Origin of the sequence: Krasilnikoviella flava (assembly GCF_900167525.1) — a bacterium.
GTDB lineage: Bacteria > Actinomycetota > Actinomycetes > Actinomycetales > Cellulomonadaceae > Isoptericola > Isoptericola flavus.
The window spans coordinates 286944-307991 of record NZ_FUZQ01000004.1; the positions used below are offsets into that span (position 1 = coordinate 286944).

Annotated in this window: 22 protein-coding genes; 8 read left to right on the plus strand and 14 right to left on the minus strand. The window is 75.1% G+C overall.

The features are described from left to right. Positions 1-79: 79 nt before the first annotated feature. Both B5Y66_RS12230 and B5Y66_RS12235 read right to left on the minus strand, forming a co-directional pair. Positions 80-409: a cupin domain-containing protein gene (locus tag B5Y66_RS12230; RefSeq protein WP_079574769.1), complete on the minus strand. Its 330-nt coding sequence runs from the start codon at positions 407-409 to the stop codon at positions 80-82. A gap of 121 nt (positions 410-530) precedes the next feature. Continuing rightward, positions 531-1325, minus strand: a complete 795-nt coding sequence (locus tag B5Y66_RS12235; RefSeq protein WP_245807081.1) for an HAD hydrolase family protein — start codon at positions 1323-1325, stop codon at positions 531-533. 123 nt (positions 1326-1448) lie between these two features. Between B5Y66_RS12235 and B5Y66_RS12240 the strand changes: the two genes are divergently transcribed. Beyond that, positions 1449-2087, plus strand: coding sequence for a maleylpyruvate isomerase family mycothiol-dependent enzyme (locus B5Y66_RS12240; protein WP_245807082.1), 639 nt, complete (start codon positions 1449-1451; stop codon positions 2085-2087). A gap of 183 nt (positions 2088-2270) precedes the next feature. On the opposite strand, the gene B5Y66_RS12245 is transcribed toward B5Y66_RS12240, so the two are convergent. From B5Y66_RS12245 to B5Y66_RS12255, 3 genes are all read right to left on the minus strand, one after another. Further along, positions 2271-3887, minus strand: a complete 1617-nt coding sequence (locus B5Y66_RS12245; protein ID WP_079574772.1) for a UxaA family hydrolase — start codon at positions 3885-3887, stop codon at positions 2271-2273. After that, positions 3884-4915: a LacI family DNA-binding transcriptional regulator gene (locus B5Y66_RS12250; protein WP_079574773.1), complete on the minus strand. Its 1032-nt coding sequence runs from the start codon at positions 4913-4915 to the stop codon at positions 3884-3886. Before B5Y66_RS12250 ends, B5Y66_RS12245 begins: the two co-directional genes overlap by 4 nt. A 142-nt stretch (positions 4916-5057) precedes the next feature. After that, on the minus strand, positions 5058-5768 hold the full coding sequence (locus B5Y66_RS12255; RefSeq protein WP_079574774.1) for a rhamnogalacturonan acetylesterase: 711 nt from the start codon (positions 5766-5768) through the stop codon (positions 5058-5060). 172 nt (positions 5769-5940) lie between these two features. Here B5Y66_RS12255 and B5Y66_RS12260 point away from each other — a divergent pair, with 172 nt between their 5' ends. The 3 genes from B5Y66_RS12260 to pntB are packed head-to-tail and all read left to right on the plus strand — an operon-like array spanning position 5941 to position 9379. Continuing rightward, positions 5941-6375, plus strand: coding sequence for a pyridoxamine 5'-phosphate oxidase family protein (locus B5Y66_RS12260; protein ID WP_079574775.1), 435 nt, complete (start codon positions 5941-5943; stop codon positions 6373-6375). 11 nt (positions 6376-6386) lie between these two features. After that, positions 6387-7952, plus strand: a complete 1566-nt coding sequence (locus tag B5Y66_RS12265; RefSeq protein ID WP_079574776.1) for a Re/Si-specific NAD(P)(+) transhydrogenase subunit alpha — start codon at positions 6387-6389, stop codon at positions 7950-7952. Next, positions 7949-9379, plus strand: coding sequence for a Re/Si-specific NAD(P)(+) transhydrogenase subunit beta (gene pntB / locus B5Y66_RS12270; RefSeq protein WP_079574777.1), 1431 nt, complete (start codon positions 7949-7951; stop codon positions 9377-9379). Before B5Y66_RS12265 ends, pntB begins: the two co-directional genes overlap by 4 nt. Before the next feature lie 39 nt (positions 9380-9418). On the opposite strand, the gene mqo is transcribed toward pntB, so the two are convergent. From mqo to B5Y66_RS12295, 5 genes are all read right to left on the minus strand, one after another. Continuing rightward, positions 9419-10975 carry a malate dehydrogenase (quinone) gene (gene mqo, locus B5Y66_RS12275; RefSeq protein ID WP_281252001.1) on the minus strand — a complete coding sequence of 519 codons (1557 nt, stop codon included), beginning with the start codon at positions 10973-10975 and terminating at the stop codon, positions 9419-9421. Between the two features lie 108 nt (positions 10976-11083). After that, positions 11084-11806: a maleylpyruvate isomerase family mycothiol-dependent enzyme gene (locus tag B5Y66_RS12280; protein WP_176168858.1), complete on the minus strand. Its 723-nt coding sequence runs from the start codon at positions 11804-11806 to the stop codon at positions 11084-11086. Then, the gene (locus B5Y66_RS12285) at positions 11803-12492 is read right to left on the minus strand and encodes a pyridoxine/pyridoxamine 5'-phosphate oxidase (RefSeq protein WP_079574780.1); all 690 of its coding nucleotides are present in this window, start codon (positions 12490-12492) and stop codon (positions 11803-11805) included. The genes B5Y66_RS12280 and B5Y66_RS12285 overlap by 4 nt, the downstream gene beginning before the upstream one ends. Next, positions 12489-13073 carry a TetR/AcrR family transcriptional regulator gene (locus B5Y66_RS12290; RefSeq protein ID WP_079574781.1) on the minus strand — a complete coding sequence of 195 codons (585 nt, stop codon included), beginning with the start codon at positions 13071-13073 and terminating at the stop codon, positions 12489-12491. Before B5Y66_RS12290 ends, B5Y66_RS12285 begins: the two co-directional genes overlap by 4 nt. A gap of 50 nt (positions 13074-13123) precedes the next feature. After that, the gene (locus B5Y66_RS12295; RefSeq protein WP_176168859.1) at positions 13124-14353 is read right to left on the minus strand and encodes a GNAT family N-acetyltransferase; all 1230 of its coding nucleotides are present in this window, start codon (positions 14351-14353) and stop codon (positions 13124-13126) included. A gap of 61 nt (positions 14354-14414) precedes the next feature. On the opposite strand from B5Y66_RS12295, the gene B5Y66_RS12300 reads away from it, so the two are divergent. Continuing rightward, the gene (locus B5Y66_RS12300; protein WP_176168848.1) at positions 14415-15830 is read left to right on the plus strand and encodes an MFS transporter; all 1416 of its coding nucleotides are present in this window, start codon (positions 14415-14417) and stop codon (positions 15828-15830) included. On the opposite strand, the gene B5Y66_RS12305 is transcribed toward B5Y66_RS12300, so the two are convergent. Further along, positions 15814-16278: a GNAT family N-acetyltransferase gene (locus B5Y66_RS12305; RefSeq protein ID WP_079574783.1), complete on the minus strand. Its 465-nt coding sequence runs from the start codon at positions 16276-16278 to the stop codon at positions 15814-15816. The two genes, B5Y66_RS12300 and B5Y66_RS12305, sit on opposite strands and share 17 nt — an antisense overlap. 35 nt (positions 16279-16313) lie before the next feature. Between B5Y66_RS12305 and B5Y66_RS12310 the strand changes: the two genes are divergently transcribed. Then, positions 16314-17378 carry a DUF2804 domain-containing protein gene (locus B5Y66_RS12310; protein WP_245807083.1) on the plus strand — a complete coding sequence of 355 codons (1065 nt, stop codon included), beginning with the start codon at positions 16314-16316 and terminating at the stop codon, positions 17376-17378. A 29-nt stretch (positions 17379-17407) separates the two neighbouring features. Here the strand turns inward: B5Y66_RS12310 and B5Y66_RS12315 are convergent, their stop codons facing one another. Then, entirely contained in the window at positions 17408-17995 is a 588-nt protein-coding gene (locus tag B5Y66_RS12315; RefSeq protein ID WP_079574784.1) for an HD domain-containing protein, read from the minus strand. Between the two features lie 92 nt (positions 17996-18087). Here B5Y66_RS12315 and B5Y66_RS12320 point away from each other — a divergent pair, with 92 nt between their 5' ends. Then, complete coding sequence (locus B5Y66_RS12320; protein WP_079575021.1) at positions 18088-19101, plus strand: NAD-dependent epimerase/dehydratase family protein; 1014 nt, start codon at positions 18088-18090, stop codon at positions 19099-19101. Between the two features lie 172 nt (positions 19102-19273). Further along, entirely contained in the window at positions 19274-20041 is a 768-nt protein-coding gene (locus tag B5Y66_RS12325) for an SDR family NAD(P)-dependent oxidoreductase (protein ID WP_079574785.1), read from the plus strand. A gap of 82 nt (positions 20042-20123) precedes the next feature. Here the strand turns inward: B5Y66_RS12325 and B5Y66_RS12330 are convergent, their stop codons facing one another. Further along, positions 20124-20624, minus strand: a complete 501-nt coding sequence (locus B5Y66_RS12330) for an SRPBCC family protein (RefSeq protein ID WP_079574786.1) — start codon at positions 20622-20624, stop codon at positions 20124-20126. Positions 20625-20682: 58 nt separating this feature from the next. After that, positions 20683-21036, minus strand: coding sequence for an ArsR/SmtB family transcription factor (locus B5Y66_RS12335; RefSeq protein ID WP_079574787.1), 354 nt, complete (start codon positions 21034-21036; stop codon positions 20683-20685). Positions 21037-21048 lie beyond the last annotated feature (12 nt).

Here is a 21048-nt window from a genome sequence, read left to right on the forward strand (position 1 = left end):
GACCGAGACTGCCAGAAACCGGTTGCTCACGTCACCCCAAGTCCCACGAGTTGGGACGTCGGACGGCGCGCGGGGGCGCTCAGGGGTGGGGGATGCTCGTCACCGTGGTGAGCAGGAAGACCGAGTCCTCGAGGGCGAGGACGGCGTGCCGCGCGTGGGTCAGCACGCGCAGCTGGCCCGCGCGGACCTCCTCGTCCCCCTCGAGCGCGGTGATGCGCACCCGCCCGTGCAGCACCAGGACGGACGCGGCCGGCGGCGAGTTGTGCTCGCCGAGCTCGACGCCCTCCAGGAGGGCCAGCACGGTCTGGCGCAGCGTGCCGTCGTGCACGACGACCTCGGCGCTGCGGCCGTGCTCGGCCGTCCGGGCCTTCTCGAGGTGGGTCGTGGTGAGGGCGTCCAGGTCGGCCATCAGGGCTCCATCCGTCGGTCGCGAGGCGCGGGCCGCGTCGTTGCGGGCCGTCGACCTCACCGTACCCAGCGGCCGTCCGTCCGGCGGCGCGGCGGCCGGACGGGCTCGGGCGCGTACGTCGTCAGGCGACGCCGTCGAGCATGCCCAGCCGCGCGAACGCCTCGGCCACGCCTCCGCCGGCGGGCCCGGGAACGACCAGGTCCGCCTCCGCGAGGACGGCGGGCGGCGCGCCCTCGACGGCGACGGCGGTGCCCGCGTACTGGAGCATCTCGACGTCGTTGTACCCGTCGCCGATGCCCACGGACTGCGCGGGGGAGAGCCCCAGGTGCTCCATCACGGCCGCCATCCCGACGGCCTTGTGCACGCCGGCCAGGTGGATCTCGCCGGCGTTGTCCCCGGTGTCCGCGTACGACGACGGCAGGATGCCGACCTCCGGGCCGAGCTCCGTGCGCAGCGCCGCGATCGGCGTGGGGGAGTCGAAGTAGCTGATCTTCGCGTAGCGCACACCGGACAGGTCGCCGGGCATCTTCAGCACGTCGAGGATCTCGTGCGGCGCGGCGTCGCCGCGGCGCACGAGGCGCGCGTCGAGGCCCACCGGGCCGTACACCGCGTCCGGGGTCTCCAGCAGGTACGCGACGTCGTGGGCGTCGAGCACGTGCCGCACCCGGGTCGCGAGGTCGTCCGGGAAGCGCAGGTCTGCCACGACGTCGCCGTCGAGCCGTACGAATGCGCCGGCCGTCGCGACGACGCCGTCGAAGCCCGCCGCCAGGAGCGACGGCGGCAGCATCGACTCGGGCCGCCCCGTGCACAGCAGCACGCGATGGCCGGCGCGCCGGGCGGCCCGCACGGCCTCCTCGTGCACGGCAGGCACGGTCCCGTGGTCGGCGTACGTGCCGTCCACGTCCAGGAACGCCACGCGCGCCCCGTCACTCATCGAACCCGACACGTGGGCAGCCTCCAGCTCTCGTCGTCGTCGTGGGCACCGTCGAGCCTAACCGCGCCTAACCGCGCCGTCGGTGTCCCGTGGTTGGCTGCCCACGTGAGGACGAGCACCCCGCGCGCCGAGACCTGGTCCATGATCCACGCCGAACGCGAGGCCCTCGCGGGCGAGCTCGCGGGGCTCGACGACGCGGCCTGGGCCGGGGCGTCCCTGTGCGGGGAGTGGACCGTGCAGGACGTCGTCGCGCACCTCACGGCGGGCGCGAGCACCGGCCGGTGGGCGTGGCTGCGCAGCATCGTCGGGGCACGGTTCGACGCCGACCTGCACAACGCGCGACGCCTGGCGGAGCACCGCGGCGCGACGCCCGCCGAGACGCTCGAGCGGTTCCGCGCGGTCGCGACCAGCACGGTCGCGCCGAGCGGTCACACGGCCGCGTGGCTGGGTGAGGTCGTGGTGCACGGGCAGGACGTCCGTACGCCGCTCCGCCTCCCGCGCGTCCCGCCCGTGGCCACGACCACCGCGGTGGCGCGCTTCTTCGCCGCGCGCGACTTCACCGTCCCGGGCAGGACCGTCGCTCGCGGCCTGCGCCTGGAGGCGACCGACGGCCCGTTCGCGCACGGCGAGGGGCCCGTGGTGCGGGGGAGCACCCTGGCGCTCGTCATGGTGCTGGCGGGTCGGTCGGCATTCTGCGACGAGCTCACCGGTGAGGGGCTGCCGCGGGTGCGCGAGCGCCTCTAGCCCTCGATGTCCGTGCCTGGCGCCATGCCCAGCAGGTCGGCGTAGAACCGGGCGGCAGCCGGCACGTCCGAGGGCTGTTCGCCGCCGTGCACGCGGACGTGACCGCCGCCGTCGCCGGGGAGATCGGGCGCGCGACCGAGGGCGTGCGCGATCCCTGGGAGAGCCTCGAGGCGGGGTGCCGGGTCAGGTGACCGCGCCGAGCTGCCACGGCACGAACTCGTCGGACCCCAGGTCGAGCTCCTCCGAGACGGTCTGCTCGCCGGACGCGACGGCGAGGATCTTCTCGAACAGCTCGGCGCCCACCTCCTCGACGGAGATCCCCGTCTCGACGATCCGCCCGGCGTCGAGGTCCATGTCCTCGCGCATCCGGCGGTAGGTGTCGGAGTTGGTCGCGACCTTGATCGACGGCGACGGCTTGCAGCCCAGCACGGAGCCCCGGCCGGTGGTGAAGACGACGACGTTCGCTCCGCCCGCGACGATCCCGGTCACGGACACCGGGTCGTAGCCGGGGGTGTCCATGAACGTCATGCCGCGCTCGGTGACCGGCTCGGCGTACTCGTGCACGGCCACGAGGTCGGCGGTGCCGGCCTTGGCGACGGCGCCGAGGGACTTCTCGAGGATCGTCGTGAGGCCGCCGGCCTTGTTGCCGGGCGACGGGTTGTTGTCGAGGGTGCCGCCGCCTGCCGCCGCGTAGCCCTGCCACCAGTCGAGGCGGTCCAGCAGCCGCTGGCCCACCTCACGCGAGACCGCGCGGCGCAGCAGCAGGTGCTCGGCGCCGAACACCTCGGGCGTCTCGGCGAGGATCGACGTGCCGCCCTGCGCGACGAGCAGGTCGGACGCGTGGCCCAGCGCGGGGTTGGCGGTGATCCCGGAGAACCCGTCGGACCCGCCGCAGTTCAGCCCCAGCACGAGCTCGGAGGCCGGTGCCTCCTCGCGCCGCAGCCTGTCGATCTCCGGCAGCATCTCGGTGACGGCGGCAGCACCGGCCCGCACCGTGGCGCGGATGCCACCGGTGTCCTGGATGGTGAGCGTGCGCACCGGCAGGTCGTCGCGCAGCTCCAGCCCGTCCAGCACGGAGGCGGCCGGCAGCATCTCGCAGCCGAGCCCGACGACGAGCAGGCCCGCCATGTTGACGTGGCTCGCGTAGCCGCGCAACGTGCGCAGCGTGACCTGCGCGCCCTCGGACGTGGGCACCAGGCCGCAGCCGGTGTCGTGCGTGAGCGCGACCACCCCGTCGACGTGGGGGTAGGCGTCGAGCACGGGTCCGCGGAACTGGTCAGCGATCATCCGTGCGGTGGACGCCGAACAGTTCACCGAGGTGAGGATGCCGACGTAGTTCCTGGTGCCCCAGCGCCCGTCCGACCGGCGGTAGCCCTGGAACGTCCGCGGACGCTCCGGCGCCGGGAGCGTGGTGCGGGCGGTGCCGAACTCGTACTCGCGGGCGCCGTCGTCCATGCCCAGGTTGTGCGTGTGCACGTGGTCGCCCGGTGTGACGTCGCGCTTCGCCCGCCCGATGGACTGTCCGTACTTGCGGACCTCGACCCCGGCGGCCACGGGGCGGACGGCGAGCTTGTGCCCGCGCGGCAGCGTCGAGCGCGTGGTCGCCTCGGAGCCGTCGGGCAGTCGCACGGTGGTGCCGGCGGGCACCTGGCGCGTCGTGACGGCGACGTCGTCGGCCGGGCGCAGCAGCAGCGCGACGTCGGCGAGGTCGACGACGCCGGGCAGCGGCGGCTCGGCAGCCGCCCGGGGGGCGGGGGCCGCCGCGAGCGGCAGCAACGGGTGGTGCGGGGCGGTGCTCATCGGATCACGACCTCGGGATCTGCGGTGCGGGGGACTGTCGTACGGGGGTCCGGCTGGACGGGGGTGGGCGGCGCCGGGGCCGTCGAGGAGCGCACGACGAGCTCCACGGGCAGCCGGCGGTGGTCCGGCGGCGCGGACGCGGCGCCGAGCAGGTCGACGGCGGTGCGGCCCGCGCGTGCCAGCGGGACGGCGACGGTGGTCAGCGCCGGGGTCACCAGCGACGCGGCGGCGACGTCGTCGAACCCGACCACCGAGACGTCGGCAGGGGTGGCGACGCCGCGCGCGTGCAGCCGGGCCAGGACGCCCAGCGCGACGAGGTCGTTGAAGCAGAGCACCGCGGTGGCGCCGGCCGCGAGGGCGAGGTCCGCGGCCTGGACGCCGCCGCCGTGCGTGGGCCGGAAGCTGCCGAGGTCGAGCACCGTATCGCCGGCGAGGGCGCCGAGCGCGGTGCGGCGCTCGCCGTCCGACCACGAGGTGCGCGGGCCGCCCGCGTAGGCGACGACGTCGTGGCCGAGGGCGCGCAGGTGGTCGAGCGCCTGGCGGACGCCGTCGGCGATGTCGAAGGAGACGGACGGGGCGTCGGGCGTCTCGCGGTTCACCAGGGCGACCGGCCCGCCGGCGGCCGCCAGGAGCGGCCCGAGGGCATCGGCGGGCAGGCGCGGCGAGCAGAGCACGAGACCGTCCACGCGGTCGCCCAGGCGGGTGATGACGTCGGGTTCGACGGCCACGTCCTCGTCGGTGTCGGCGACGAGGACGTCGCGGCCCGTCTCGCGGGCCCGCGCCTGCACGCCCTTGGCGACGGCGGCGAAGAACGGGTTCGCGAGGTCCGGCACGACGAGCCCGACCGTGCCGGTGCTGCCGGTGGTCAGGGCCCGGGCCGCGGGGTGGGGGCGGTAGCCGAGCGACTCGGCGGCACGGGCCACCTGCTCGCGGTTGGCCGCCGACACGTGCGGCGCGTCGCTCATCGCACGCGACGCCGTGGCGAGCGAGACGCCCGCTACGCGTGCGACGTCGCGGAGCGTGACCACGCGGTCCTCCCGGAGTGTCGACAGCCTGGAACCGGTTCCAGCGTGTTCCACACCCTACCCGGTGACCCCGGGCTCGGGAAACGTCCGCGTGGTCTCGACAGGCTCGACCGACGGCGGTCGTGCCAGGTCGGGTCAGGTCGGGTCAGGTCGGATCGCCGTCCAGCCAGCGGAACCACGCGTCGGGGACGTCCTCGTCCAGGCGGCGCACGTCGGCGGCCTCGAGCACGCCGGCCCCGACGAGCCCGGCGGCGACGATCCGCGCGACCGCCGCCGCGCCGGGCGGGTTGAAGTGCGTGTCGTCGCGGCGTCCGTCGTCGGCGTGGAAGAAGTAGTGCAGCGTGCGCTCGGGCCCCAGCCCGTCCCAGAGCGCCAGGGACTCTCGCTGCACGTCGATCACGGGCACGTCCTCGCGCTCGGCGAGCGCGCGCATCGCGGCCGGGTAGTCGCCGTGGGCGGGGACGGCCCGGCCGGCGTCGTCGAAGCGCCGGCGCTCGACCGAGGTGGCGAGCACGGGCCGCGCGCCGGCGGCGCGAGCGGCGTCCAGGTAGAGCCCGAGGTGCTCGGTGTAGCTCGTCCACGGCTCGGTGTGGCGCTCCGGGTCCTCGACCTTCGCGTCGTTGTGGCCGAACTGGACCAGCAGCACGTCGCCCGGCTGCAGGTCGCGCGCGACGGCGTCCAGCCGGCCCTGGGCGACGAAGCTCCGGGTGCTGCGCCCGTTGCGCGCGTGGTTGGCGACGGCGACGGTGTCGTCCAGGTAGTACGGCAGGGCCATCCCCCAGCCGGTCTCCGGGGCGGCGGCGCGGCTCTTCGGGCCGGCGGTGGAGTCGCCGACGAGGTGGACGGTGCGGGGCATGGGGTCCTCCGGGATGCGGGTCGCGAGGGGTGCCGCTGGCAAGCGGTTACCCGGGACCCTAGCGGCACCGTGACACGACCCGAGCGCGTGCGTCCGCGCACGTCCAGGGCGTAGCGTCGGCGCCGAGCGACCGAAAGTGCCCTGCACCACAGGAGTCAGCGAGGAGTCAGCGATGCCCCGTCCGCCGTTCCCGGCCCCCGTGCTCGACCTGCTGCGCCGCCCCCAGCCCGCCGTGATCGGCGTCGTCCGCCCTGACGGCAGCCCTGTCACGGCCGCGACGTGGTACCTGCTCGAGGAGGACGGCGCGGGCGGATGGCACGTGCTCGTGAACCTCGACGCCACCCGCAGGCGGGTGGAGCACCTGCGGGCGAACCCGCATGTGAGCCTCACCGTGCTGGACGACGACTGGTACACGCACGCCACCCTCCTCGGCCGCGTCACCGCCTGGCGCGACGACGCCGACCTCGCCGACACCGACCGCATCGCGCGCCACTACACCGGCGACCCGTACGCGGTGCGGGACCGCGCCCGCGTGACCGCCGTGGTCGAGGTCGACCGCTGGACGGCGTGGGGCGCCCTGCGCGGCCTGCTCGACGCAGCGCGCTGAGGGAGGCGGCCATGCGTATCGGCGTCCCCCGCACGGCCGGCGCGGACCCGCGGCTCGTCGCCGTCACCCCCGACGCCGCGCGCAGGCTCGCGGAGCTCGGTCACGACGTGGTCGTGGAGCCCGGGGCGGGCGACGGGGCACGCCTGCCGGCGCACGAGTACGTCTCCGCCGGGGCGCGCGTCGCCGACCGCGCGGACGTGTGGGCGGCGGACGTCGTGGTCACCCTCCACCCGCCCGGCCCGGCCGAGCTCGACCTGCTGCGTGCGGGCTCGGTCCTGGTGTCCCAGCTCGCCCCGGCCGGCAGCCCGGAACTGCTCGGCGGCCTCGCCGTCCGCGGCGTGACCGCCCTCGCCCTCGACGCCGTACCGCGGATCTCCCGCGCGCAGGCCCTCGACGTGCTGTCGGCGCTGTCCAACGTGGCCGGCTACCGCGCGGTGGTCGAGGCCGCCGAGGAGTACGGCGGCATGTTCGCCGGCCAGGTGACGGCCGCCGGGAGCACGCCGCCCGCGCGGGTGTTCGTCATCGGCGCCGGCGTCGCCGGGCTGGCCGCCGTCGGCACGGCCGTGAGCCTGGGCGCCGACGTGCACGCCTTCGACGTGCGGCCCGAGGCTGCGGAGCAGATCGAGTCGCTCGGAGCCCGCGTGGTGGGCGCGGACGACGCCGTCCAGCAGGTCAGCGCCGACGGGTACGCCAGTGCGCAGAGCGCGGACCAGGAGGCCGCCGCCCTGCGCGCGTACGCGGAGCAGTCCGCGCAGGCGGACGTCGTCGTCACGACCGCCCTCGTGCGCGGCACGGCACCCACGACGATCACCCGCGCGATGCTCGACGCGATGCGGCCGGGGTCGGTGGTGGTCGACCTCGCCGCTCCCGGCGGCGGCAACTGCGAGGCGACCGTGCCGGGGGAGCGGGTCGTCACCGCCCGGGGAGTCGTCGTGCTCGGGTACACCGACCTGGCCGCCCGCCTGCCCCAGCACAGCTCCCGGCTGCTCGGCACCGTGGTGGTCAACCTGCTCACCCTGCTCACGCCCGGGGAGGACGGCCGGTTGGTGCTGGACCTCGACGACCCGGTGGTCCGCGGCATGACCGTCACCCACGAGGGCGCGGTGACGTGGCCGCCCCCGCCCGTCGCCGTGTCGGCCGCGCCGCCCCCGCCCGCCCCGGAGCCGGCGGCCGCGGCGGCCGTGGCGGACCCCGCAGCCGAGGGGCGTCGCCGCGCGATGCGCCGCACGGTGCTGGGCGCGCTCGGCGCCGTCGCCGTAGGCCTGCTGATCGCCGCCTCGCCGCCGGACGCCGTCGGGCACCTCACCGTGTTCGCGCTGGCCGTGGTGGTGGGCTTCTACGTCATCTCGAACGTCACGCACGCCCTGCACACCCCGCTCATGGCCCAGACCAACGCGATCAGCGGCATCATCATGGTGGGCGCGCTGCTGCAGATCGGGGACTCCTCGCCCCTGGTCACGACGCTCGCCGTCGTCGCGGCGGCGCTCGCGAGCGTCAACGTCTTCGGCGGCTTCCTCGTGACCCGGCGGATGCTGGGCATGTTCCGCCGCGACACCCCGGGCGGGGGCGCGGCATGACGGTGACGTCGGTGGCACAGGCCGCGTACGTGATCGCGGGGCTGCTGTTCGTGCTGTCCCTCGCCGGGCTGTCGGCCCAGGAGTCCGCGCGGCGCGGCACCGTGCTCGGCATGCTCGGCATGGGCCTCGCGATCGTGGCCACGATCGCGCTCGCCCTCGACCGATCGCAGCGCCCGTGGCCGGTGACGGCCGGGCTGATCCTGCTGGTGCTCGTGGTGGGCGCGGCGGTGGGGTCGTGGCGGGCGCGGCGCGTCGAGATGACCCAGATGCCGGAGCTCATCGCCCTGCTCCACTCGTTCGTCGGGCTCTCGGCGGTGCTGGTGGGGTACGGCTCGTTCCTCGCCGAGCCCGTGGGCGCCGCAGCCGCGGGCGGGGACACCGTGCACCGGGTCGAGGTCTTCCTCGGCGTGCTCATCGGCGCGGTCACCTTCACGGGCTCGGTCGTCGCGTTCGGCAAGCTGTCCGGGCGGCTGCCGTCGGCGCCACTGACCCTGCCGGGCCGGCACGCGCTCAACCTGCTGGCGCTCGTCGCGTGCGCCGGCCTGCTGGCCTGGTTCGTCGCCGCGGACGGGGGCGTCGCGGTGCTCCCGCTGCTGCTCATGACGCTCGTGGCCCTCGCCCTCGGCTGGCACCTCGTCGCGGCGATCGGCGGCGGGGACATGCCGGTCGTGGTGTCGATGCTCAACTCGTACTCCGGCTGGGCCGCCGCGGCGGCGGGCTTCACGCTCGGCAACGACCTGCTGATCATCACGGGCGCGCTCGTCGGCGCCTCCGGTGCGATCCTCAGCTACCTCATGTGCCGGGCGATGAACCGGTCGTTCTGGTCGGTGGTCCTCGGCGGCTTCGGGGCGGGAGCGACGGGCGGCCCGGTCGGCGGCGCCGCGGTCGAGGCGGTCCAGGCCGGCGAGGTGCGCGCGACGTCTCCCGACGAGGTGGCGGCCCTGCTCACCGCGGCGCGGTCGGTCGTCGTCGTGCCCGGCTACGGCATGGCGGTGGCGAAGGCGCAGCATCCCGTGGCGGACCTCGCGGAGCACCTGCGGGAGCGCGGCGTCACGGTGCGGTTCGGCGTGCACCCGGTGGCCGGGCGGCTGCCGGGGCACATGAACGTGCTGCTCGCCGAGGCGCGTGTGCCCTACGACCTGGTGCTGGGCATGGAGGAGGTCAACCCCGACCTGCCGGCCACCGACGTCGTGCTCGTCATCGGCGCCAACGACACGGTGAACCCTGCGGCGCAGGACGACCCGTCGTCGCCGATCGCCGGCATGCCGGTCATCGAGGCGTGGAAGGCGCGCGACGTCGTGGTGTTCAAGCGGTCGCTCGCCACCGGGTACGCGGGCGTGCAGAACCCGCTGTTCTTCCGGGAGAACACCCGGATGCTCTTCGGCGACGCCAGGGAGCAGGTGGACAAGATCGTCCAGGCTCTCTGACGCCGCCGAGAGGAGGTGTCGCGGCGGGGACCGGCCCGGTCAGATCCGGGAGTCGGCCTGGGAGTCGTAGACCGCGGCGTCGAGGACGCCGTCGGCGTGCAGGTACGGCGTCTCGGGCACCGGCGTCGCGTCGATCGTGCTGGCGTCGGCGGGCACGCCGTCGAGGCTGGGCATGACGCTCGCCAGCTCCGCGCGCCACTTGGTGAAGCGCCACGGGAAGCACCGCTCCAGCAGGTCCACCATCGCGGAGGCGGCGGTGGAGGCACCCGGCGAGGCGCCGAGCAGGCCGGCGATGGAGCCCTCGGCGCCGGTGACGATCTCGGTGCCGAACTGCAGCACGCCCTTGCCGTCGGCGTCGCGCTTGATGACCTGCACGCGCTGGCCGGCGGTCAGCTTCTCCCAGTCCTTGGGGTGGGCGGTCGGCATGAACTGCTGCAGCGCCTGGAACTTGGTCTCCGGCGCGGCCATCAGCTGGCCCACGAGGTACTGGGTGAGGTCGAGGTTCTTGAGGCCCGCGCCGAGCATCGACGTGACGTTGTTCGCCCGCAGCGAGGTGATCAGGCCCAGGTACTTGCCCTTCTTGAGGTACTTGGGGCTGAAGCCGGCGTAGGGGCCGAACATGAGGTACGTTTTGCCGTCCACCACACGGGTGTCGAGGTGCGGCACCGACATCGGCGGGGCGCCGACGTCGGCCTTCCCGTACACCTTGGCCTGGTGCTGCGCGACGAGCTCCGGGTTGTCGGTGCGCAGGAACTCGCCGGAGATCGGGAAGCCGCCGAAGCCCTTGATCTCCGGGATGCCGGCCGACTGGAGCAGGGGGAGCGCGCCGCCGCCCGCGCCGACGAAGACGAACTTCGCGGTCACGGTGCTGGTGCGGTTCCGGGCGTTCCAGGACCGGTCCTTGACGCGCAGGCGCCAGCGGCCGTCCTTGGTGCGCTTGAGGCTCTTCACCTCGTGCTGCAGGTTGAGCTCGGCGCCGTTCGCGAGGAGGCCGTCGACGAGCTGACGGGTGAGGTTGCCGAAGTCGACGTCGGTGCCCGACGTCGCGCGGGTAGCGGCGATCGGCTCGTCGGCGTCCCGCTCGGTGGTCAGCAGGGGCGCCCAGCGGCCGACGGTGGCCCGGTCGGTGCTGTACTCGAGGTCGCGGAACAGGGGGTGCACGCGCAGCGTCTCGTACCGGCGGCGCAGGTAGTCGACGTTCTTCTCGCCGCGCACGAACGTCATGTGCGGGGTGTTGCTGAGGAACGAGTCGTCCTTGATGCGCCCGGTGGCGAGCAGGTGCTGCCACAGCTCGCGCGAGATCTCGAACTGCTCGTTGATCGCCACCGCCTTGGAGATGTCGATCGAGCCGTCCTTGCGCTCGGGCGTGTAGTTGAGCTCGCAGAGCGCGGCGTGCCCGGTGCCCGCGTTGTTCCACGGGTTCGACGACTCCTGCGCCACGTCGTCGAGCCGCTCGTAGATACGGATCGACCACGACGGCTCGAGCTGCTGGAGCAGCGTGCCGAGCGTGGCGCTCATGATCCCGCCGCCGATGAGGACGACATCGACGTCGGCCCCAGTGGGGGCCCCAGCAGTCGTAGCACTCGAAGTCACCACGTCACCATACGCCGCGCGTGAAAACTGTCACAAAGAATGAGAGCAACCTCACACGGCCCTCTGACCTGCAGTGACGTGGGTCACATCGCCGATTCTCGGAGCCGCAGGTCAGCGCGTCGGGGCCGACGACGACGGCCACGGCCCGAGCTCCGGCAGCGCCGCGGCCGCGCCGTCCCGCAGCGCCGAGACCGGGCCGGACGGCTCGCGCCCGGCGAGCCAGGCCGCGACGTCGCGCGGGTCGCCGACGAGCTCCAGCCGGGCACCGGTGCCGTCCGCACCGGGCAGCCGCACCGCGAGGAAGTCGCGCAGGTGCGCGCAGAACGCGTCGTCCCAGGACCCGTAGCCCAGCCCCGCGGCGTCGACGCCCACCGTCGCGTCGACCGCGTGGATGCGCGCCTCGCGCCACCAGGCCAGCAGGGCGTCGACGAGGACGCCGTCCCGATAGGCGACCGGGGCCGCCCAGAGCGCGTCGCCCGGTGCGGGCCAGGCCGCGGCGAGGCGGGCCCGCGAGACCTCCAGGGCTGCCGCGTGCTCAGCCGCGGAGCGGTCCGCGCCCGCCTCGATCGCGGCAGCGCGGCCGGTCCGCCCGCCGTCGTACGGCGCGACCTTCTCCCCGCGGGCCGCGAACTCGGCCTGCCGGGCGAGCGCCGATCCCACGTTCGCCACGTGCGACAGCACGTGGCCGCGGCTCCACCCGTCCAGGGGCGACGGGTCGGCGCCCGCGTCGTCGGGCAGGCCGCGCACCACGTCGATCAGCGCGGCGAGCGCGGCGTCCGCGTCGGCGAGGGCGTGCGCGACGAGGTGGGTGTGGGCGGTGTCAGGGCGGGTCACGGCCACAGCAGCTCCTTGGTCCAGGTGGGGGCGGTCTCGGTCGCCGCGGTCGGGTCGGTCGCGCGGTAGCGCAGCCGGGTCTGGCCGCGGTCGTCGCTGGCCTGCCAGAACTCGACCGTGGCGGGCGCGAGTGCCCACGCGGTCCAGGCGGGCGCGACGGCCGCGGGCTGTTCGCGGGCCTCGACCAGGCGGTCCGCGAAGGCGTCCCAGTACTCCTGCTGCGAGCCCAGGGGCTCGCTCTGGTGGCCGACCAGGCCGGCGGCGCGCGAGCCGTCCGGGCGCGCGCGGAAGTCGGCGGCCCCGGCCTCGCCGCCGGCCGAGGTCGCGCGGCCGGTGACGCGCACCTGGCGCCCCAGGTCGCGCCAGAAGACGGTGAGCGCCGCGTGCGCGTTCTGTGCCAGGTCGCGGCCCTTGGGGCTCGTCGCGTGCCCGGCGAACCACCAGCCGTCGTCGGTGACGTCCTTGATCACCAGCGTCCGGGCGTGCACGTGACCGGCGGCGTCCGCCGTCGAGAGCGTCGCGGCGTGCGGGGTGCCCACGCCGGCCGCGAGCGCGTCGTCGAACCACCGGCCGAACAGCTCCTGCGGCGTGGCGGGGGCGGTCGTGAGGTCGTCGAGGTCGACGCCGAACGGGGGCAGCCCTGGCGGGAAGGTCGGCAGGGCGCGCAGGCGTTCGCGGAAGGTCATGCGGTCTCCTCGGGGTTGTCGGTCAGCAGCGTCACGAAACCGCGCACGGCGGCCCGCATCGCGTCGGGGTCGCCGGTGGCGCGGGCGAGCACGTACCCGCCCTGGACGATGGCGACGGCCGCGTGCGCGCGGTCCCGGGCGGCGCCCTCGGGCAGGCCTGCGTCGCGCAGGGTCGCGGCCACGGCGTCGAGCAGGCGGACGAAGTAGGCGGTGACGACGTCGCGCAGCCCGTCGTCGTCCATGACGGCCTGGTCGCTGGTGAGGCGCCCGACCTTGCAGCCGGCGAGGGCGTCGCGCGGGCGCTCGAGGTAGGCGACCACGCGGGCGAGGGCGTCCGTGCGGTCGCCGTCCGGGGCGTCGTCGAGGTCGCGCCGGGCCGCCGCGAGCGCGTCGGCGACGGTGGCGCCGACGGCGGCGGCGGCGAGGTCGTGCTTGGTGGGGAAGTGGTGGTAGAGGCTGCCCTGCCCCACCCCGCTGGCCGCCAGGACCTGGCGGGGGCTGGTGGCCCCCACGCCCTGGGCCGCGAACATCTCCTGCGCGGCGGCCACGAGCCGCCCGCGCGCGTCGGTCGATGTATTCATGTCGCCACCATACCTACCTCTCGGTATGGTGGCGAGCTCCGGTGCGCGCCTCAGAAGTAGTCGCGCACATGCACCTGGCGTCCGCCCCACAGGGCGTCCCACACGGCGTCGTGGTCGGTGGGGCCGGCGAGGCCCCCCGTGAGCCGCAGGTTCGCGCACGACTGCGCGCCTGCGTACGACTGCGCCAACCCGGCCGAGGTGAAGGTCGGGCGATCTCCCGGCGTGGCCGCGCCGTCGGGCGCCACGCGGACCGTGCCGTGCGCGGCCTCGAGCGTCCACGCGCCCTCGAGGTCCGGGGTGCGCGCGTCCGAGACGGCGAACGGCACGCGGGCCGACACCGGGGCGACCCGGGCGGCGCCGAGCGCCCCGGGCACGTCGAGCAGGCGCAGCATGTACGGACGCGGGGCCGAGGTGGACGCGTGGTCGGGCAGCACGAGCCGTGCGGCGTCGAGGCCGGACCAGCCGCCCGACGTGCTGACCTGCACCCAGCCGGCGACCGACGCGAACGACCCGAGCAGCCGCCACAGCACCCGCGCCGCGTCGGGCGTGAGCGCGACCAGGTCGTCGACCTCGATGGTGTTGGTCCGGTCGTAGCCCGGCCCGCGCGACCAGCTCGCGAAGCCGAGCACCTCCTCGTCGGCCCCGCTGCCGCGCACCGCGAGGCTGACGCCGGTGTAGTCGGAGCCGGGGCCGACCAGCTCGTCGGCCTCCATGGCGAACGGGGCCTCGACCCGGGAGAGAGGGCCGTTCTGCGCGGACGCCCACGCCTCGTACACGTGCCGGACCGCGGGGACGTCGTCGGCGGTCGCCCGTCGCGCGCGCACGTCGCCCCCGGGCGGGGGCACCGCCGCGAGGGCCGCCATCGGGACGCGCACGTCCTCGAACGCGCCGACGACCTCGTAGCCCAGGCCGCGGTAGATGCCCGCCGACGAGGGGTAGAGCGTCGAGACGACGTCGCCCAGGGCGCGGGCCTCCGCGAGCGCCGCCTCCATCAGCGGCCGCAGGAGACCGGAGCCACGGCGCTCGGCTGCGACGGTGACGCCGGCGAAGCCCGCCGTCGGCAGCCGGGCGCCGTGGAACCACGACGTGAACGACCGCACGCCCAGGCCTGCGACCACCTCGCCGTCGTCCGTCGCCACCCAGGGCCGGATGTTCGGCAACGGCCACGCGTCGGGGTCGGGGTCGGGCAGCGGGTGCGGCGAGACGCCGAAGGCCTCGGCGCCGAGGCGGCGGGAGGCAGGGACGTCGGCGAAGGTGGTGCGGCGGAATTCGAGGGTCACGTCGGCGACGCTAGCGTCCCCCGCACGGCGCGTCACCGGCATTGCGCCGTACCGTGAACCGGTGAGCCCGCCGTCCGTGCCCGACGCGACGCCCGAGGCCAGGCTGCGCAGCCGCGTCCTGGTGGTCGCGATCCTCGCCTCGTTCGTGTCGTTCCTCGACGGCACGGTCGTCAACGTGGCGCTGCCCGCCATCGGGGACGAGCTGGGCGGCACGGGGGAGGCCCGCCTCGGGCTGCAGCAGTGGGTGGTGGACGGCTACCTGGTGACGCTCGGCTCGCTCATCCTGCTCGCCGGCTCGTTGTCGGACCTGTACGGGCGGCGGCGCGTGCTGGTCGCCGGGCTCGTGGGGTTCGCCGCGGCGTCGGTGCTGTGCGCGATCGCGCCGACGGGACCCGTGCTCGTGGGGGCCCGGCTGCTGCAGGGCGTGGCCGGGGCGCTGCTCGTGCCGAGCTCGCTGGCGCTGATCATCTCGACGTTCGACGGCGAGGCGCAGGGACGCGCCATCGGGCGGTGGACGGCCTGGACGGGGACGGCGATGATCGTCGGCCCGTTCGTGGGCGGCGGGCTGGTGGACCTGCTGTCGTGGCGGTGGGTGTTCTGGATCAACCTGCCCGTCGTCGTGGTCACGCTGGTCCTGCTGCGCCCCGTGCCCGAGGTGCGTCTCGAGACCGGGCGGCGGCTCGACGTGCCGGGCGCCGTGCTCGCCGCCACCGGCCTGGCGGCGGGCGTGTACGGGCTGATCGAACGGACCTGGGCGTTCGTGGGCGTCGGGGTCGCGCTGCTGATCGTGTTCGTCGTGTACGAGCGGCGGGCGCGCGACCCGATGATGCCGCCCCGGCTGTTCGCGGCCCGCAACTTCGCGTGGGGCAACGTCGCGACGTTCGCCGTCTACGGGGCCCTCTCGCTGGGCGGGTTCGTGCTGGGGCTGTTCCTGCAGCAGGTGGCGGGCTACTCGGCCACCGCCGCCGGGGTGGCGCAGCTGCCGTCGACGCTCGCGATGCTCGCCCTGTCGACCAGGTTCGGCACGCTCGCGGCACGGTACGGGGCGCGCTGGTTCATGACCGTCGGGCCCGTCGTCGCGGGCGCCGGCTACCTGTTGCTCCTCACGATGGACGAGAGCGCGACCTACGTCACCCAGGTGCTGCCAGGGCTGCTGGTGTTCGGCCTCGGCCTGTCCATCACCGTCGCGCCGCTGACGGCGGCGATCCTGGGCGCGGCGCCGCCCGCGGACGCGGGCATCGCCTCGGCCGTGAACAACGCCGTCTCGCGCGTGGCGGGGCTGCTGACCGTCGCGTTCGCGGGCGTCATCCTCGGCGGGGTGCTCGACGTCGCGTCGTTCCACCGTGCGCTGCTGGTCACCGCCGGGCTGCTGGTGCTGGGCGGACTGGTGAGCATGGTCGGCATCCGCGACGTGCGCCGGCCCCCGGCCCCCACGGCACCGACGGCCGGCGGTCCCGAGGTCACAGGGGCAGCTTGAAGCCCTCGTGCGACTGCGCGTAGCCCAGCGAGCGGTAGAAGCGGTGGGCGTCCGGGCGCTGCTTGTCCGAGGTGAGCTGGGCCATCACGCAGCCGCGCTCGCGGCCGCGCTCGTGCGCGTGCTCCATCAGCGCCCGGCCCAGCCCCCGGCCGCGCAGTGCCGCGTCGACGCGCACGGCCTCGACCAGCAGCCGGGTGGCGCCGTTGCGGGAGATGCCGGGCACGAACGTCAGCTGCATGACGCCGACCACCGAGCCGTCCAGCTCGGCCACGACCAGCTCGTCGTTCGGGCTGGCCTCGATCGCCTCGAAGCCCGCGACGTGGGCCGGCCCGAACGACCCGGTGCGGGCGGCGGCGACGGCGTCGTCGGCGATGAGCTCGACGACGCGCGGCAGGTCGTCGCGGGTGGCGGGGCGGAACGTGACGGCGGAAGCGCGGGAGTCGGGCACGCCGGGACGCTAGCAGGCGGCGCTAGCCTCGCCCCGTGACCGACCATCCGAGCGAGCGTCCGAGCGAGCGGCTGACCGAAGGGCGGACCGAGCGCGAGATCACCGCCGACGTCGCCCTCTGCCTCCCGGACGGGCGCCTGAACCCCGACGCGATCGGGTGGTCGCGGACGTCGCTGCACGACACGTCCGGTATCGGTCGTGGCCTGCGGGGCCTCGGTCGGAACAAGCGGTGGGAGTACTGGGCCGTCGTGACGCCGGACCATGTCGTCGCGCTCACCACGTCCGCGCTGGACTATGCGGCGCTGCACCAGGTGTGGGCGCTGGACCGGGCGTCGGGCGAGGAGATCGACGCGGTCGCGATCTCGCCGTCGAACCGGTCGGCGACGCTGCCCGGTCGCCTCGGGTCCGGCCCGGTCCGGTCGCGCACGCGGGCCGTGGCCATCGCCGTCGACGAGGGGCCAGGCGGCACGCGCCTGCGTGCCCGGACGTCCCACGTGGACCTCGACGTGACGGTGGCCCGGCCGGTGGGCCGAGAGCTGGTGGGCGTGGTCGTGCCCTGGTCGGACCGGCGGTTCCAGTACACGGTGAAGGACGTCGGGCTGCCGGCCACCGGCACGCTCCGGGTCGACGGCGCGGTGAGGTCAGTGCCGGAGGGCTCGTGGGCCGTGCTGGACCACGGCCGTGGCCGGTGGCCGTACCGCGCCGCGTGGCAGTGGGGCGTGGGTTTCGGCGACGGCGTCGCCGCCGACGGCGCGCGGCACGAGGTGGCGCTGCAGCTGGGCGGGACGTGGACGCGCTCCGGTGCGACCACCGAGAACGGCGTGCTCGTGGACGGGCGCGTGCACAAGCTCCACGACGAGCTCGACTGGGCGTTCGACCGCGGCGCCCACCTGGAGCCCTGGCGCGTGCGCGGCGACCGGCTGGACCTCACGTTCCTCCCTGCCCACGACCGCGTGAGCAGGACGCAGCTCGGCCTCGTCGCGTCGTCGACGCATCAGTGCTTCGGGTCGTGGTCGGGCTGGATCACGACCGACGACGGTGCGCGCCTCGAGATCGACGGGCTCGACGGCTGGGCCGAGGACGTCGCGCAGCGCTGGTGAGCGTCGCACTGCCGTCGACGACGGGACGGTCAACGGACCCGGTCGGCACCACCCGCGGCGACGTAGCCGGCCACGACCGACCCGGCCTTGCGCGCGGCCTGGTCCCGGAGGCAGGCGCTGAACGTGTCGCGGAAGTCGAGCCGTGGCCACCGGGCCTCGAGGTCGGTGCGGAGCGTCGTGGGCCAGTGCTCGAGGCCGCGGCCGCTGACGTCGGCGCCTGTGGACCGGGCGAGCAGGTACCCCTCGGGGCGCTCTCCCGGCGGGACGTCGTCGTCGTCGAGCATGTGGTCGACGACCGCCCGCGCAGCGCGGTCACGGCGCTGCGTGCTCCAGCCGGCGCCCGCGGTGACCGCCCAGGCCACGTTGCCGCCCGCGACCTCGAACGGCTCGGCGTGCGCGTCGAAGGCGGCCGTGAGGCCGGTGTCGTGCAGGAGGCCCGCGACGGCGAGCACCTCGTCGTCGACGGGGAGGCGGAGCCGGCGCCCGAGGTCGGCCGCCAGCAGCGTGGAGCGCACGGAGTGGTACACGAGCGCCGCGGGGGAGAAGCGCACGAGCACGTCGAACGCCGCGCGGACAGGTACGGATCGGGGCAGCTCGTCGGGCAGCTCGTCGGTCATGTCACCGGACGCTAGCGCGTCGGCGTCCCGGGATGTTCTGCCGCGGGCAGAAGGCGGGGCGCGCGGCGTCGCGGTGCGCCAAGGTGGTGCTCATGAGGCTGCTGGTGCTGGGTGGGTCGGTGTTCCTGTCGAGGGCGGTGGCGGCGGACGCCGTGGCGCGCGGGCACGAGGTGGTGGCCGCGAACCGCGGCCGGTCGGGTCCGGTCCCGGACGGGGTGCGGCACGTGACGCTGGACCGGGCCGACCCGTTCCCGGAGGCCCTGGCGACCGGGCGCTTCGACGCCGTCGTGGACGTGTCGCGCACGCCGTCGCACGTGCGACGCGCGGTCGCGGCGCTGTCTGACGCGCACTGGGTGTTCGTGTCGACGGTCAACGTCTACGCGGACGACGCCGACCCGGGCGGACCCGGGGTCGGGCGGCTGCGCGAGCCCCAGCCCGACGACGTCGACGGGGCGGAGGGCCCGGAGGCCTACGGTGCGATGAAGGTCGCGTGCGAGGAGCTCGTCCGCGCGGGAGCGGCGACCGCGGCGGTCGTGCGCCCGGGGCTGATCGTGGGCCCGGGCGACCCGAGCGGACGGTTCGCGTACTGGCCGGCGCGCCTGGCCAGGGTGCCCGAGGGTGCCACCGACGTCCTGGCGCCGGGCGACCCGGACGACCCGGTGCAGGTGATCGACGTCCGCGACCTCGCGGCCTGGGTCGTGGACCTCGCCGCGCGACGGACGGAGGGGACCTACGACGCCGTCGGGCCGCTCGCCCCGGTCGGCGAGCTGCTCGCCGCGGTGGCGCGCGGTGTCGGTGCCGAGCCGCGCTGGGTGTGGGCGGACGACGCCGCCCTCGAGGCGGCCGACGTCCGACCGTGGTCCGGGGAACGGTCGCTGCCGCTGTGGCTGCCGAGGCCCGAGTACGCCGGGATGCCGGCGCACGACTCCGCGCCCGCGATCGCAGCGGGGCTGGACCCGCGGCCGGTCGAGGACACCGCCCGCGACACGCTCGCGTGGCTGCGCGCGACCCCCGACGCCGTCGTCACCGGCCTGACCGGCGCGGAGGAGGCCGAGGTCCTGGCCGATCTCCACCGGGCTCCGGAGGGTGCTGACGCCGGCGTCTAGTGCGTCACTCTCGGCCCCGACCGGGGCTCGACGTCCGTCGCGCGGGCTTACGGTCGAAGGGTCAGCGCCCCTGACCCACGAGGTCGACGGGGCGGTCGTTCGTCCCGTCCGGGCCGTCGTCACGCAACCGCGCGCCCCCGCCCGCCGGGGCGTGATGCGAAGGAGTACGGACATGGCGACAGGCGGCAGCTTCCAGGGACGGGTCGCGCTCGTGACGGGCGGCGGATCGGGCATCGGCGAGGCGGTGAGCAAGGAGCTCGCGGCGCACGGCGCCAAGGTCGTGGTCACCGACATCCGGCTGGACGCGGCCCAGCGTGTGGCCGACGAGATCGTCGCCGCCGGCGGCGAGGCCGCGCCGTTCGAGCAGAACACCGCGGTGAAGGAGGACTCGACGAAGGCGGTGGAGTTCGCGAAGGCCACGTTCGGCGGGCTCAACTATGCCGTGAACAACGCCGGCATCGGCGGCAAGCAGGCACCGGCCGGCGAGACCGACCTGGACGACTGGGACCGCGTCATCGACATCAACCTCAACGGCGTGCTCTACGGCATGCGGGCGCAGATCCCGGCGATGCTCGAGCGGGGCGCGGGCGAGAGCGCGATCGTCAACATGGCGTCGATCCACGGCACGGTCGCCGCGATCGGCAACGGCGCCTACACGGCCGCCAAGCACGGCGTCGTCGGCATCACGAAGAACGCCGCCGCCGAGTACGGCGCGCAGGGGCTGCGCGTCAACGCCGTCGGCCCCGGCTACATCAAGACGCCTCTGGTCGAGTCCAGCCTCTCGCCCGAGGCGCGCCGGTCGCTGGAGGGCAAGCACGTGCTCGGGCGTCTCGGCACCGCGCAGGAGGTGGCGGCCGTCGTGCGGTTCCTGCTGTCCGACGACGCGTCGTTCGTCACCGGCGCGTACTGGCTGGTCGACGGCGGTTACACCGCCGTCTGACCCCGGACGCCGGTCGAGCCCGTCGAGACGACCCGGAACGTTCCGGAGGTCTCGACAGGCTCGACCGACGGGGCCGCCCCGGTCAGCGGGAGGCGAGGGCCGCGGCGAGCTCGTCGACGAGGTCGAAGCCCTCCTGGAGGCCGCCCTCCATGCCGGATCCGACGATCGCGTCGCGCACCTCACGGCTGGGCGCACGCGTGACGAGCGTGAGCGTGGTGGCGCCGCCGTCCTCGGCGAACGTGTAGGTGTTCAGGGTGGCCGCGGTGTCGCCGTCGGGCATCCCCTCGTAGACCTCCGTGTGCACGAGGCGCTCGGTGGGGACCACCTCGGTGAACTCGCCGTGGAAGGCGACCTCGAAGCCGCCCTCGGCCTGCATGACGTAGCGGTACGTGCCGCCCGGTCGCGGGTCGATCTCGACGCTGGTGACGGTGCCGCGCTGCCCGGCCCACCAGCGGGCGATGAGGTCGGGCTCGGTGAAGACGCGCCAGACGGCGGCCGCGGGGGCGGCGAACCGGCGGACGACCCGGATGTCCGTGTCGTTCGGCAGCGTCAGGACGGCGCTGCCGGTGGTGGTGCTGGCCATGGTGACTCCTCGTGGTGCCTCGTGGTGCCTCGTGGTGCCTGGTGGTGCCTCAGATGGGCTACTGCCGACCCGCGTCGTCCGGGCTCTCGAGCGCCAGCTCGGCGAGCACCTCGTCGACCAGCGCGAACCGCTCTTCCCAGAGCCGCTCGTACCGGCCGGCCCAGGCGTGGATCTCCCGCAGGGGCCGGCTGTCGACGCGGTAGAGGCGACGACGACCGTCGTCGCGGACCTCGACCAGCCCGACCTCCCGCAGCACCTTGAGGTGCTTGGAGACCACGGGCTGGGCGACGTGGAGCAGCTCGGCGAGCTCACCGACGCTGCGCTCCTGGTGCGCCAGGGCGTCGAGGATCTCGCGGCGCCGGGGCTCGGCCACCGCGTTGAACGCGTCCGTCGTCGTCGCTGCACGTGCCACAGACCCAATGTA